Raw genomic sequence first — 13,321 nt, 5'->3', positions numbered from 1 at the left:
TGCGCATCGGGACGCCCCATGAGCACCTAGGCTGGGATGCGCAGGCCACCGTTTGCGTCGAAGAAATGCAGCCGCTCCGCATTGAACCGCACATGCAGCGAAGTACATGGGGCCGGTACCTGTTGCGGCGGTACACGCGCAACAAGCAGTTGATCGCCGAAGCGCAGGTTGAGAAACACTTCGTTGCCCACCGGCTCGATCACCTCCAGCTTGGTTTCAAGCATGCCGGCATGCGACACGACTGGTTGCACATCCTCCGGGCGTACGCCAAGCACGATGTCGTGATCGTTCCATGGCTCCAGCGTTGTTGCCTGCGTGGGCAGTTCGCCCAACGGCAACACGGCGTGTGGCATGACCAGTTGCCAACCACGCGCGCGATGCAGCCTGCCGCGCAACAGGTTCATCGCCGGCGAACCCAGAAAACCTGCCACAAACAGATTGGCGGGGTTCTCGTACAACCGCATCGGCGTATCGATCTGCTGGATCTTGCCGCCATCCAGCACCACGATGCGTTCGCCCAGCGTCATCGCTTCAATCTGATCGTGCGTGACGTAGATGGTGGTGGTGCCCAATCGCCGGTGCAGCCGCGCGATTTCCACGCGCATGGTCAGGCGCAACCTGGCATCGAGGTTGGACAGCGGTTCGTCGAGCAGGAATACCTTCGGTTCGCGCACCAGTGCGCGTCCCAGTGCCACACGTTGGCGTTGCCCGCCGGAAAGCGCGGCCGGCCGCGCATCCAGGCGGTGTTCCAATTGCAGCAGATGCGCCGCCTCATGCACGCGGCGCTTGATCTCATCCTTGGGCTTGCCGCGCAACTGCAGGCCAAAGCCGAGATTTTCCCCCACCGTCATATGTGGGTAGAGCGCGTAGTTCTGGAACACCATCGCAATGTCGCGATCCTTGGGTGCGACGTCGTTGACCACGCGTCCATCGATGCGCAACGTGCCGGCGGAGATCGATTCCAGTCCGGCGATCATCCGCAGCAGGGTGGTCTTGCCGCAGCCGGAAGGGCCGACCAGCACCAGCAGCTCGCCATTGGCGATCTCGAAACTGGCATCGTCGACGCCGACGTGGCCGTTGGGATAGACCTTGCGGACCTGCTCAAGACTGACCGTCGCCATCGAAATGTATTGCCCCATCCGCATGCAGCGTTGGGCTATTCTCCTTGCGTAATCGATTACATCAAGCCGCACTGCGGCATGGAGAGTTTCGCATCATGACCCGCTATCGCTTCCCGGATGGCTTTATTTGGGGTGTTGCCACGTCCGCCTACCAGATCGAAGGCTCGCCCCTGGCCGATGGCGCGGGTCCCAGCATCTGGCAGCGTTTCGCGCATACGCCCGGCATGATGGCCAACGGCGACCATGGCGACGTGGCTTGCGACCACTACCGCCGCTACAAGGACGACGTGCAGTTGATGCGCGCGCTGGGTTTGCACAGCTACCGCTTCAGCGTGGCATGGGCGCGCGTGCTGCCGGAAGGCACCGGCCGCGTGAACCAGAAAGGCCTGGACTTCTATTCCCGCCTGGTCGACGAATTGCTCCAGAACGGCATCGAGCCCAACGTCACGCTGTTCCATTGGGATTTGCCGGCGGCGCTGGATGACCGCGGCGGCTGGTTGAACCGCGACAGCGCGCACTGGTTCGCCGATTACGCCAGCGTGGTGTTCAAGGCGCTGGATGGCCGGGTGAAACGCTGGTCGACCATCAACGAACCATGGGTGGTGACCGACGGCGGCTACCTGCATGGTGCGCTTGCGCCGGGACATCGCAGCAAATACGAAGCGCCGCTTGCTGCGCATAACCTGATGCGCGCCAGCGGCGCCGGCATCCAGATGTATCGCGCCGTGGGGCAGCACGAGATTGGCGTGGTGTTCAATATCGAGCCGAAATATCCGGCCTCGCAGCGTCCTGACGACATCGCGGCAACGCAGCGCGCGCATGCCTACATGAACGAGCAGTTCGCCGATCCCGCCTTGCTCGGTTCGTATCCGCCCGAGTTGAAGGAGGTGTTCGGCGATGCGTGGCCCGATTTTCCCATGGAGGATTTCCAGCTTACGAAGCAGCCGGTCGACTTTGTCGGCATCAACTATTACACGCGCTCCGTGGTGAAGCACGACGACCACGGCTACCCGTGCCGGGCCGCGCGCGTGCGGCAGACGCATGCCACGCACACGGAAACCGATTGGGAGGTCTACGAGCAAGGGCTGGCCGACACGCTGCGGTGGTTCACGGACCGCTACGGCGACCTGCCGCTGTATGTCACCGAGAATGGTGCCGCCTTCTACGATCCGCCGGTGGCGGAAGAAGACGTGGTGGAGGATCCGCTACGCGTCGCCTATCTGCGCAAGCATCTGCGTGTCTTGCATCACTGCATCGAAACAGGCGTGAACCTCAAGGGCTATTACGCCTGGTCGCTGCTGGACAACCTGGAGTGGTCGCTGGGGTTTGCCAAGCGCTTCGGCTTGTATCACGTGGATTATGCGAGCTTGAAGCGTACGCCGAAGGCGTCGGCGAGATTTTATGCGCGGGTGATCGAGACCCATGGCGAGGCGCTCGCATAGGTTGGGTGCACCAACCATCGCCATGCATGCGGTTACGTTGGGGTTCGGCGTTGCCTCCCCCCAATCGGCCCCACCATCAAGAATGCAGCGGCACGCGTTGTGTCGCCTTGTCCAGCAGCCATTCCTTCAATGCGCCATCCGCTGCCGCCATCGATTCCGCTGACGCCGGCCGACGCAGCATGGCTGCCAACGCGGGCGGCACCTCCACCGGTTTGCCGATCAACGGCTCGACCACGCTCTCGAACTTCGCCGGATGCGCCGTCGCCACCACTGCCCACGGCGCGTTGTCACCGGCCGCACGCAACTCGTCCAGCACATGCATCGCCGTCGCGGTGTGCGGGCAGAACACCTCGCCGTACTCGCGTGCGTGCAGGGAAATCGTCGCGGCGATGATGTGATCGTCCACGCTCTGCGCCTTGAACGCTTTGCGCAGTTCGTTCGCATCCGGATACGTCCAGCGCAGGCGTTCGAAATTGCTCGGCGCGCCCACGTCCATCGCATTGGCCAACGTCGCGACTGCCTCGCGTGGTGCATAGTCGTGGCCGGCAAAGAAATCCGGCAGCGTTTCGTTGGCATTGCAGGCAAGGCGGATCTGGCCGAGCGGCAGGCCCATGGCGCGCACCCAGATGGCGGCCAGTGCATTGCCCAGGTTGCCGGTGGGCACGACCAGGTTCAGTGGTTGCCCGTGCTTGCGCCACCACGCGAGGGCGGCATGCGCGTAGTAGCTCATCTGCGGCAGCAGGCGGCCCAGGCTGATGCTGTTGGCGGAAGAAAGCGGCGACTGGGCTTGCAGCGCGGCATCGTTCAGGGCGGCTTTCACCATGCGCTGGCAATCGTCGAAACGTCCTTGCACGCGCAGTGTCTGCACGTTGTCGCCAAAACAGCCGAGCTGATGTGCCTGGCGTGGCGAGACGCGGCCATCGGGATAGAGAATCACCACCTCGATACCGGGCTGCCGATGGAAGGCAGCACCAACCGCAGCGCCGGTGTCGCCCGAGGTTGCCACCAGAATCGTCAGCGGCGTCGCCTGATCGACCCGCACGCGGCGCAAGCAGGCGGCGAGGAACCGCGCACCCACATCTTTGAATGCTGCGGTAGGGCCATGGAACAGCTCAAGCACGGACGTATTCGGATGCTGTGGCAACGAGCGCAACGGTGTCGGGAATGTCAGTGCTTCCGCGCAAATCGCCGGCAATTCCGCAGCCAGTGCATCGCCAGCAAAGAACGGTGCCAGCAGCGTCGCGGCCGTTTGCGCCAGATTCCCGCCGGCTTTGAAGTCTTCAACGCGCAGCGTGGGAAGATGATCCGGCACGTACAGGCCGCCATCCGGCGCTAGCCCCGCGGCAATCGCCTGGCTCAGGTTAGCGGCCGGGCTCGCGCCGCGCGTACTGAGATAACGCAACCCTGCACTCATGCGTGTTCACCTGCATCAACCGAAGGAACGAGTGTGGCGGCTGGGCCATCTACCGGCGAGATAAAGCTGTCGCTGTCCAGCCCCACCTCGGCAAAGGCACTGCGCATGGCATCGGCGGCCGCTTCTGCTTCGGCGCGATGCTCAAACCAGCCGAACACGCTGGGACCGGCGCCGGAGATGCTGGCGCCCAGCGCCTTGTGATCCAGCGCTGCTTGCTTCACGCGTGCGAAATTCGGGATCAGCGATGCGCGGCGCGGTTCTACCAGCACATCCTTCAAGCCTTCGCGCACCAGATCCGCGTCGCCACGGAAGCAGCCGGCCAGCACTAGCGCGAGATTGGCCGACTGCGCCACGAATTCACCCAACGCATAGTCGCCGGCCAAGGCCGCGCGCGCTTTGCGCGTCTCCAATACCGCATGCGGATGCACCAGTGCGCAATGCCAGCTTGGTGGTACGGGCAGGCGCACCAGGCGTTCGCGCGTGGCGAGCACCAGGCCGCCGAGCAACATGGGTCCCACGTTGTCGCCATGGCGTCCGCCGCTGGCCACCGCTTCGCCTTCCACCGCAAAGCCATAGAGCGATTCGCGCGACAGCGGCCGTTCCAGCAAGGCATTGGCCGCCACCAGCGCGGACACGCACGAAGCGGCCGAACCGCCCATGCCGGAGCCAAGCGCGATGCCTTTGTGCAGGGCGATTTCAAAGCCGTGCTGCAAACCCAGTGCCTTGCGCAGGGCCATCAAGGCCATGCCGGCCGTGTTTTTTGCGGCATCCATAGGGAGCACGTCCACGCAGCCGTCGATGCTGGCGATGCGCACCACCGGTGCGTCGATGCGACAGACGTCGGCGCGATCGCTCGCGCCCGTGATGCAGTGGCCAAGAATGTCGAAACCCACGCCCACATTGCCGACACTGGCAAAGGCGGTTGCGGAGGCGGCTTGCAGGCGTTGCGCGGACATCGGTGGCTTCACGGCAAGAGGAGCGTTCATGCGCGCACCTCCAGCGATTCGGCAATGCGCAGCAAGTCGGCGAAGATGCCGGCGGCCGTCACTTCCGGACCGGCACCGGGACCTTGTACCAGCAGCGGATTATCGCGGTAACGCTGGGTGCGGAACTGCACGATGTTATCCGTAAGCCGCGTATGCGCGAACGGATGCGCGGAAGGCAGCGCCTGCAGGCCGACCTGGGCGCGGCCGTTGCGGTCGAGGCTGGCGACGTGGCGCAGCACGCCTTGGCAGGCGTGGGCTTCGGCCAGGCGTGCGGCCATCGGGGCGTCGAGTTCGTCCAGGCGCGCCATGAATTCTTCCAGCGGCACCTCGGCCAATTCCGGTGGCACCAGGCTTTCCACCGCCACGTCGTGCAGGGACATCGGCCAGCCGGCTTCGCGCGCCAGGATCACCAGCTTGCGCGCCACGTCCATGCCGGACAGGTCATCGCGCGGATCGGGTTCCGTATAACCCAGCGCATGCGCCTCGCGCACCAATGCGGAGAACGGGCGTTTGCCGTCGTAGTGGCAGCACAGCCACGCCAGCGTGCCGGAGAACATCCCTTCCACCGAGAGCAACTGGTCACCCGTATCGAGCAGGTCGCGCAGTGTCTGCACGACCGGCAGGCCGGCGCACACCGTTGCTTCATACCGAAAGCGGCCGCCATGCTGGCTGGCCGCGCGGATCGCCTGCCAGCGCGAGAGCGGACCGCTGCTGGCCAGTTTGTTCGGTGTCACCACGTGCACGCCGGAGGCGAGCCAATAGGGATAGTGCGAAGCCACCACGTCGCTGGCGCTGCAGTCGATCAGCATCGCGTGGCGGCCATCGTCGCCGCGAAGATGGGCGGCGAATTGATCGAGATCGGTCGGGCGCCAGGTCTGTGCGGCGTGTTGTGCGTTGAGCTCCGGGTCGTCGCAATCCAGCCACATGCGGCGGCTGGCGGCCACGCCGCAGAGTTTCAGTTCCAGGCCGGCTTCGCGCAGCAGGCGCTCCTGCGCCGCGCGCAGTTGAGCCAGCAGGACGCTGCCGACACGGCCGGGGCCGACCAGGCCAACCGCGAGCGTTCGTCGTCGCGAGACAGCGGCTTGCAGCGGAGGCAAACGGTGTGGGTGTTCAGCGATGAGTGATGCACAGCTTTCCATGACGGCCTCCGGTAGAGGCCCCTGGCTCGCTGGCGGTTCGGGAGTACCGGTCCGCCTCGTCGAGGGCGGGACCGTTTGCGTATGAAGACTATTCGCGCACAGACACCACCCCAGACCCGGTCGTTCCGGTTCCGGTGGTAGTGGTAATAATCGTGGCGATGATCGTTGTCGCCGCCATGCCAACGCGACCGGTATTGACCGGTGCGATGTTGATGCGTGCTGGCATGGATGCGTGCGACATGGAACCGACGATAATTGTGCATTGCAGCGGCTGTCAACGGTTGCTTGCGAAACTATTACCCAGGCTGCCCGGTTAATTCCTTGGAGGCATGTGGCTGCACCGCAACGACCCTGGTCACAAGACTCATTCCAACTTGGTCGTGCCGTTCTGCGGGTCTACTGTGCCCTCGCGAATTCGCTGCACAAAAGTACCGACCTCACGGATAAGCAATTCGGGTCTGTCAAAATGGATGTAGTGGCCACTGCCCTTGGCAATGATGCGATAGCTGTTTGCGGAAAGCTTCTTTAGCGCTTCCTGCTCGCTATCGTGTGCAGCCATGCCAGCCTGCCAATCAGCGGCGGACACTCTGCCTGCGAGAATTGACGGCCTGGATTGCTGCGTGTCCTGTGAAAAAACCAATATTCGCATGTCACCGAATGAGTCCGCGTGCGACGCCTCCACAAGGGATATCCCCTGCGCCTCATAAGCCGCTCGATAAGCTTCCACCTGTGCGGGAACGCAGGTATTGGCTTTGATCCATCCGGCATAGGTGTCGAAACCTGGTGGCACCGCATCGCACGAGCCGGTCATGCGCGCGATGCCCAGGTCAACTAGCAACCTCACGATCGCAAATTCAAACGCGCTGTGCTTGTCCAGTGACGCCATCGAGACTGGCATCGGCGCTGGTGCGGGTGATGTGGCGTCGACGAAGACCAGGCCGGCTACGGCGTGAGGAAACCGCGATGCGTAGTCGCGGATATAGATGCCGCCGAACGAATGGCCCACCAAGACGAGGGGCTCCGTAATGCCCGCTTCCTTCAGCAAACCATGTAACTCATCGGCGACATGATTCGCGTCGCGGATACCCGGTTGCGTTTCGCTCCAGCCAAAGCCGGCGCGGTCATACGAGCAGACCTTGGTGACGCTTGAAAGCGCCGGCTGGACCTTCCCCCATACAGTGAAATCCTCGCCAAATCCGGCTTCGAGCACGATGATGGGAGAGCCCTCGCCGGTGCAATACAGATGCATTCGCCGGCCATCTACGGCGTATAGCCGTCCTGGTGGCGGATTCGCCTTTCGAAGGCGGTGCACCACCGACAAGTTCCATAAGCCGCCTGCCGTGCCAAGCAGGATGAGCAGTGCTGTTGCGCCGAGCACGATCTGGCCGAGCCTGCGCCAGATTCGGCGTCTGGCTGCGCGAGGTTTTTGCATGGACTTGTTCCGCCGTGGAGTTACTTGACTTGCGCCATGTCCGGATCAAGCGTGTACACGATGGAGTTGATCTTCCATCCCTCGGTGGTATGCAGCAGTTGCCAGGTTTCGCTGCCCTTGTTGTTGAGCTTGCCCTTGTCGAGATACACAAAATCGAAATACACCGCCGCGATATTGCCGTCGGTGTGAATCTGCACGTTGGAAAATTTCTCTTCCATCGGATCCGGGCTGCCTGCGACAAAGGCGATGAATTCCATGTAGTTGCCGGACCTCACGCGGGTGGCGCCCGGAAACTTCTGTTGCAGTGACTGGTATACAGGCGCCGTCGCCACCGAGAACCACGAATTGGAGCCGGGATAGAACAGGCTGGTAAGCAGGGCGCGATCTTTTTTGATGATGCCGGTTTGGAAGTCGTGAATGACCTGCTGTATTTGCTGGGTAGCTTCCGCGTTGGAACTTGTTGTTGCAGCAGCGTGGACAGTACCGCCGAGCGCCAGGCCGGTGATGGCGACCAACATGCGATGCTTCATGAAAACCCCTCTCCTGAGTGATCGAGCACGGCAAACGCCGCGACGAACCGACTATAGAAATCAGGAGTGGCAGTCCGACAGCAGAATTCGCCGAAGCGGTGGATAGTTGCGGCAAACCGGTGCGACCTGTCTCAAGCCTTTGGCGGCGGTTGTCCTGCAAGTGCCTCGCGTAAGACATCGCCATAAGTACGGCTAGCACGCAGCGGCGTGCCGTCATGCAACCGAAGCAAACAGTCGCGATTGGATAGCGACTGCATCTCTGCGACGCGATCTACCCGCACGATGGTCGAACGGTGGATGCGCACGAAGTGCAAGGGATCGAGGCGACCCGCCAGCTTGTGCAAAGGTTCGCGCAACAGATGCACTTTGCCTTGTACATGCAGGCCAGCGTAGTCGCCCATGGCTTCGACCCAGTCGATATCGCTGGCCGGCACGATGGCAACCCTATGTCCGATGCGGACGGTAAAGCGCTGCGCGTAGCGTTGTGCTTCCGATTCGCTCGATAGCATGGCTTGCAAGCGTGGCTGCTGCTCCCGAGCGCAGCGGGAGGCAAGCGCATCGCGGGCTCGGTCCAACGCCTCGGCGAAGCGGTCGTCATCGATCGGCTTCAGCAGATAATCCAACGCATGCACTTCGAAGGCGTGCAAGGCGAAGCGATCGTAGGCGGTGAGAAAGACCGTCATCGGCCGTTGGGCAGGTGCCAACAGGCGCAGGGTTTCCAGCCCACTCATACCGGGCAACTGCACATCCATGAACACCAGATCCGGCAATTCGCTGACGATGGCTGCCAAGGCCGACTCACCGTCTTCGGCTTCACCGATGATCTCGATGTCCTGCTGTCCTGATAAGCGTGAAGTAATGCCGCGGCGTGCCAGCGGTTCATCGTCCACGATCAGCACGCGCATGCTCATGCTACTTTCGCCTGCTCCATCGACGTTTCCACCCGGCGATAGGGCAGGTCGATAAACACCTGGCAATGTCCGTCTTCGCTAAATTCGATAGCAAGCCGATGGTCATCTTCATATAGCCGCCGCAGGCGCTCCTGCACGTTGCGAAGACCGACGGCAGATTTGGATGCCTCGCGTGAGCCGTGTTCTGGCCTATGCGTGATGCCATCGTTATGCACATGGATATGCAGTCGGTCGTCGACCCGTGCAGCTGTTATTTCCAGCTTGCCGCCCTGGCGGCGCGGCGCGATGCCATGACGAATGGCGTTCTCGACCAATGGTTGTAGCAGCAGATAAGGAACCGCTGCATGCAAGGTTTCCGGTCCTACTTGCCTGGCGATGGCCAAGCGATCGCCGAGGCGCACTTTCTCGATGTCCAGGTAGTGCTCGGTCAAGGACAGTTCGTCTGCCAGCGCCACCTCGTGAGCGGCGTTGCCGTCGAGGGTGGCGCGTAGAAAATCACCCAGCCGCGCGATCATGCGGGTGGCTTCGTGCGTGTGCTGATCCACCACCAGGGTGGAAATCGCATTGAGTGTATTGAATAGGAAATGGGGATGAAGCTGGTAGCGCAGCGCACGCAATTCCGCTTCTTTCGCCAGGGCCGTCGCGGCCAGTGCGCGCTTGCCCTCCTGTTGCGTAGACAGGTAGTAGCCGATGCCTAAGTACATCGCGCTGTAGGTCATCAGCAGAAACCACATCGTCTGCATGCCGGTGAATACCCAGCCCCATTGAAAGGAGCCTTGGAAAGCACCCTCGTGGAGGCCGAATGCATAGCCGGCTATTGTCACTATCAAGGCCAGAACGAAGGTGGCGATCGCGAGCCCCACGGCACTGCTGCGCCATGGCATCTGGCGTTTCCACAGACTGCGCAACAGAAAGGTAAGGGGTAGGGCGGCGAGCGAATAGAACAAGAACGCGAAGACGTGGAACAGCATCTCGCGAGGGTGGTCCATCATCACCGTCAAAGCGCCGATCAAGTTGCCAAGGGCGCAAGGCCCCCAGCCGATCAGCAGGGTTAGCCAGAGAGAAAGTGGTGTTGGCGGGGTGGTGCGCTGCATATCGGACATGCGGCATCGTAGCGCTTGGCCGAAGTCTTTGCCGCAAGCCGCGTAGGCTGGGGTGCAAAACCCCAGCATCGCGAAACCAGAAACGTATGGCCACGTTGGGGTTTACACACCCCCAGCCTACTTAATGCGAAAGGTCGATCGCGTAGATCGCTGTGCCGTCACCGTTGTCGCGCAGCTGGCGAACGTTAGGTAATCCATCCGCCTCCGCTACTGCTTGCTTGTCGCTGGCCGAGGTAAACACCACCGTGCCGCGGGTTTTCAGATGCGCAAAATGCCACGATGCACCCGGCAAATCATCAGCGCTTAGCGTGGGATGCGTCTTCAACCACTGTGCAAGAATCTCGCGCGTGCCATCGGGCGAAGCGAGCACGATATTGCTGCCATCCAAACCCGGAAAGCGACCGCCGCCACTGGCGCGATAGTTATTGGTGACGACGACGAACGTTTGCGACGATGTCACGGGCTTGCCTTGATAGCTGAGCTTTTCAATACGCTGCCCAACCAGCTTGGACACATCAATGGTGTAGCTGATGCCACCCTGGATCTGATCGAAGTTGAAACCCGGATATTTCGTATTGACCAGTTGCTGCTCGCCTTCCGCATGCGGGTCGATGCGATTGAAACGCTCAGCCGATTTTTCCAGCCATGCCTTGAGCGCCGCGCCGTCGATTTTTACCGCCGCCAGCGTATTCGGATAGAAGTACAGATCGGCGGCGCTGCGCAGCGTCAACGGACCGGGTTGCACGTCGGTGTAATCATCCGGGCCGCCAAAGCCGTTGCGGAATGCAGCGGCTGCGGCAAGCACCGGCACGTTCGCCAGTTCGGGGTGCGCAGTGGAGAGTTCGTGCTGCGCATAATCGATCTGTGCGGCATTGACCGGCGCCAGCGCAGTCATGTCGCCCTCGTCGGCGAAGTAGCTGCTCATGCGTACGGTGCTTTGGCCGATCGGTGTGTTCACGTAATCAACCGCCGCTTGCTGCGTCTTGCCCACCACCAGTGCAACCTGCGGATCGGCCGGCACGCAGTTGGATGCGGACACGGTGAGCTTGCCGGCGATCGTCATGGGTGGACAGATGGGCCGCACTTCGCTGGTGGTTTTGCTTTTATCGATCACCCAATGGCCTTGCTGGCGCACCATCGCCAGGCGAATCACGCCCAGGTCCTTGCCGAAAAAGCCACCCATCACCGCCGGCACGCCGCGCACGAAACCGTGTACATCGTCCACATCCTGCATGTGCTCGAAACGCGGGCCGGGGAAGTCGGTGTGCTCGTGTCCCATCAGCAGCACGTCGATGCCCGGCACGCCGGCCAGATGCCAGCCGCCGTTTTCCATGTCGGAGGTATAGGGCGACGTATTCATGCCGCCATGCAGGATCGCGATCACCAGGTCCGGATGCTGCGCCTGGATCTCCGGCATGTATTTCTGCGCCGCTTCCACCACGCCGGTAACGGTCACCTTGCCCTGCAGGTTCTGCTTGTCCCATTGCATGATCGGCGGCGGCGTAAAGCCGATGATGGCGATCTTCAGCGGCACGCTGAGCTTGCTGCCATCCGGGGTGAAGGCGGCGATCTTGCGATTGACGATGGTCCACGGCTGGAAGATCGGTTTGCCGTCGCGAACGCTGTTGACGTTCGCCAGCACGAGTGGATAGTGCGGTCCGGCGCAGCGTTGGGTGGCGCTGCCCTTCACGTTCATCGGTGTGCCGGTCACCTGCGAGAGGAAAGGCAGGCCATAGTTGAACTCGTGGTTGCCGATGGTGCCGCCGTCATAGCCGACCGCATCCATGGCCTTGTAGATCGCAAGTTCTTCCCCGCATCCGATCTTTTGCACCTGCGCCTGGTAATCGGCCAGCACGCTGCCCTGGATGGTGTCGCCGGCGTCGAACAGCATGCTGTTGGTGTATTGCTCGCGCGCCTTGCGGATCAGGGTGACGGTGCGTTCGAAGCCCAGCGTCGGATCGGCTTTCTGCTTGTAGTAGTCGTAGCTGAGGAGGTTGGAATGCAGGTCGGTGGTTTCCAGCACGGCCACGTCCGCGCGAAGGCCATCCGGCAGCGGCGGCTGGGCGTTGGGCTGTGCGGAATGAGGCTGGCTGGCGCAACCGGCCAGCAGGAGGGCAGCGACAAGGGCGGAGGAACGGAAGCGTTGGCGCATGGGGCTGAGGTTCGGCAGCGTCAAATGCATGAACCTAGCAGATATGGATGACATTTCGCGCCTGCCAGGGCCGCTGTGGGACGGCCAAAAGACACTAAAATGACGCCACTTCGACAACCAGAACAGAGCGCCTCTCCGGCGCCGCCGACCCAGGGGACATACATGCCGTTGACTCCGTTTCGCGCCTCGCGGAACCGCATAGCTGCTGTTTGCGCGTGGGGCTTTTTTGCCATCTGCGTGTGGTTTACCGCGTGGCAGGAACCCTTGCTTGAGCAGCGCCTGTTCGTGTCCACGCTGATGCTATGCGTATGGGGCGTAGCGCTGTTCGTGTTCGCGCGCATGGCGTTTGCGCTTGTCTTCAGTAGTGGACTGTTCCTGCTGTTGCGCGCGATCACGGTGTTGAAGGAGGAGTACCTGGAATCCCCGCTGATGCCGGCGGATTTCGTGTACTACGTGCGCTCCAGCTTGTTCGAAACCCTGCGTCGCTATCCGAACATTTACAGCGTGGGCCTGTGCGTCGTCATCGCCGTACCGATCGTACTGTGGCTGGCGTGGCATTGCGATCGGCCCTTGTTCCGGCGCTGGCATACAGCATCGCGTGCCTTGTTGCGCATTGCAGGCATTGCCATGTGCGCGTTGGCGTTCTGGGTTTGCCTGCTGCCCGCCGGGCCCTTCCATCGCGTGCATGCGCGCGGCGCCTGGGAAAAAATGTCCGACGATGCGGACCTCACCAATTTCTTCGTGAATCTGCGCGATTCCAGTGTGCACGTGCCTGCTACTTCCGATGCTGCGACGGCGGCGCATGACTGGCAGTCCACCGAGACCAACCTGCCGTCGACCGTCGATCCCAGCCGTTATCCCGATATCGTGCAGGTATTGGAAGAAAGTACGTTCGATCCCGCGCCGTTCACGTATTGCGCCGTGCCTGCGTGCCACCTGGACATGTTCAAAGCCGATGCCCGCACACGCGGCACCGGCGTGATGCGCGTGCATACCTTCGGCGGTGGCACCTGGGTGAGCGAGTTCGCCGCTTTGACCGGCATGCCGCAGGACATCTTCGGCCCGGGCGGCATGTATGCGCCCTACGTGCT

10 protein-coding genes and 1 pseudogene are annotated in these 13,321 nt (G+C 62.1%); 2 read left to right on the top strand and 9 right to left on the bottom strand.

The window, feature by feature from the left end; genetic code table 11:
- Window positions 1-26: 26 nt before the first annotated feature.
- Complete coding sequence (ugpC, locus tag V7M64_RS13440; RefSeq protein WP_333679773.1) at window positions 27-1,121, bottom strand: sn-glycerol-3-phosphate ABC transporter ATP-binding protein UgpC; 1,095 nt, start codon at window positions 1,119-1,121, stop codon at window positions 27-29.
- Window positions 1,122-1,216: 95 nt separating this feature from the next.
- Between ugpC and V7M64_RS13435 the strand changes: the two genes are divergently transcribed.
- A complete protein-coding gene (locus tag V7M64_RS13435; protein ID WP_333679723.1) occupies window positions 1,217-2,563 on the top strand; it encodes a GH1 family beta-glucosidase in 1,347 nt (448 codons plus the stop codon).
- A gap of 76 nt (window positions 2,564-2,639) precedes the next feature.
- Here V7M64_RS13435 and thrC read toward each other — a convergent pair whose 3' ends face one another.
- From thrC to V7M64_RS13395, 8 genes are all read right to left on the bottom strand, one after another.
- Entirely contained in the window at window positions 2,640-3,977 is a 1,338-nt protein-coding gene (gene thrC, locus V7M64_RS13430) for a threonine synthase (RefSeq protein WP_333679722.1), read from the bottom strand.
- Window positions 3,974-4,963, bottom strand: coding sequence for a homoserine kinase (locus V7M64_RS13425; protein WP_333679720.1), 990 nt, complete (start codon window positions 4,961-4,963; stop codon window positions 3,974-3,976). Before V7M64_RS13425 ends, thrC begins: the two co-directional genes overlap by 4 nt.
- A complete protein-coding gene (locus V7M64_RS13420; RefSeq protein WP_333679719.1) occupies window positions 4,960-6,102 on the bottom strand; it encodes a homoserine dehydrogenase in 1,143 nt (380 codons plus the stop codon). Before V7M64_RS13420 ends, V7M64_RS13425 begins: the two co-directional genes overlap by 4 nt.
- Window positions 6,103-6,466: 364 nt before the next feature.
- Window positions 6,467-7,534: an alpha/beta hydrolase gene (locus V7M64_RS13415; RefSeq protein ID WP_333679718.1), complete on the bottom strand. Its 1,068-nt coding sequence runs from the start codon at window positions 7,532-7,534 to the stop codon at window positions 6,467-6,469.
- A gap of 20 nt (window positions 7,535-7,554) precedes the next feature.
- A complete protein-coding gene (locus V7M64_RS13410) occupies window positions 7,555-8,064 on the bottom strand; it encodes a hypothetical protein (protein ID WP_333679716.1) in 510 nt (169 codons plus the stop codon).
- A 131-nt stretch (window positions 8,065-8,195) separates the two neighbouring features.
- The gene (locus V7M64_RS13405) at window positions 8,196-8,975 is read right to left on the bottom strand and encodes a LytTR family DNA-binding domain-containing protein (RefSeq protein WP_333679715.1); all 780 of its coding nucleotides are present in this window, start codon (window positions 8,973-8,975) and stop codon (window positions 8,196-8,198) included.
- Window positions 8,972-10,078, bottom strand: coding sequence for a histidine kinase (locus tag V7M64_RS13400; RefSeq protein WP_333679714.1), 1,107 nt, complete (start codon window positions 10,076-10,078; stop codon window positions 8,972-8,974). The genes V7M64_RS13405 and V7M64_RS13400 overlap by 4 nt, the downstream gene beginning before the upstream one ends.
- 121 nt (window positions 10,079-10,199) lie before the next feature.
- On the bottom strand, window positions 10,200-12,260 hold the full coding sequence (locus V7M64_RS13395; RefSeq protein ID WP_333679713.1) for a bifunctional 2',3'-cyclic-nucleotide 2'-phosphodiesterase/3'-nucleotidase: 2,061 nt from the start codon (window positions 12,258-12,260) through the stop codon (window positions 10,200-10,202).
- Between the two features lie 132 nt (window positions 12,261-12,392).
- Here V7M64_RS13395 and V7M64_RS13390 point away from each other — a divergent pair.
- Window positions 12,393-13,321: pseudogene (locus tag V7M64_RS13390) on the top strand (sulfatase); the annotation flags it as partial.

It is taken from the genome of Dyella sp., assembly GCF_036746095.1.
Classification (GTDB): domain Bacteria; phylum Pseudomonadota; class Gammaproteobacteria; order Xanthomonadales; family Rhodanobacteraceae; genus Dyella_B.
The sequence above is the reverse complement of the archived record's forward strand: the minus strand, read 5'-3'. Positions and strand labels throughout refer to the sequence as shown.

Excerpts from the sequence above, each read along its gene's own strand:
- V7M64_RS13395 (WP_333679713.1), bottom strand. The coding sequence starts at position 12,260 with ATGCATTTGACGCTGCCGAACCTCAGCCCCATGCGCCAACGCTTCCGT.
- V7M64_RS13415 (WP_333679718.1), bottom strand. The coding sequence starts at position 7,534 with ATGCAAAAACCTCGCGCAGCCAGACGCCGAATCTGGCGCAGGCTCGGC.
- V7M64_RS13410 (WP_333679716.1), bottom strand. The coding sequence starts at position 8,064 with ATGAAGCATCGCATGTTGGTCGCCATCACCGGCCTGGCGCTCGGCGGT.
- V7M64_RS13400 (WP_333679714.1), bottom strand. The coding sequence starts at position 10,078 with ATGTCCGATATGCAGCGCACCACCCCGCCAACACCACTTTCTCTCTGG.
- V7M64_RS13405 (WP_333679715.1), bottom strand. The coding sequence starts at position 8,975 with ATGAGCATGCGCGTGCTGATCGTGGACGATGAACCGCTGGCACGCCGC.
- V7M64_RS13435 (WP_333679723.1), top strand. The coding sequence starts at position 1,217 with ATGACCCGCTATCGCTTCCCGGATGGCTTTATTTGGGGTGTTGCCACG.
- V7M64_RS13425 (WP_333679720.1), bottom strand. The coding sequence starts at position 4,963 with ATGAACGCTCCTCTTGCCGTGAAGCCACCGATGTCCGCGCAACGCCTG.
- thrC (WP_333679722.1), bottom strand. The coding sequence starts at position 3,977 with ATGAGTGCAGGGTTGCGTTATCTCAGTACGCGCGGCGCGAGCCCGGCC.
- V7M64_RS13420 (WP_333679719.1), bottom strand. The coding sequence starts at position 6,102 with ATGGAAAGCTGTGCATCACTCATCGCTGAACACCCACACCGTTTGCCT.
- ugpC (WP_333679773.1), bottom strand. The coding sequence starts at position 1,121 with ATGGCGACGGTCAGTCTTGAGCAGGTCCGCAAGGTCTATCCCAACGGC.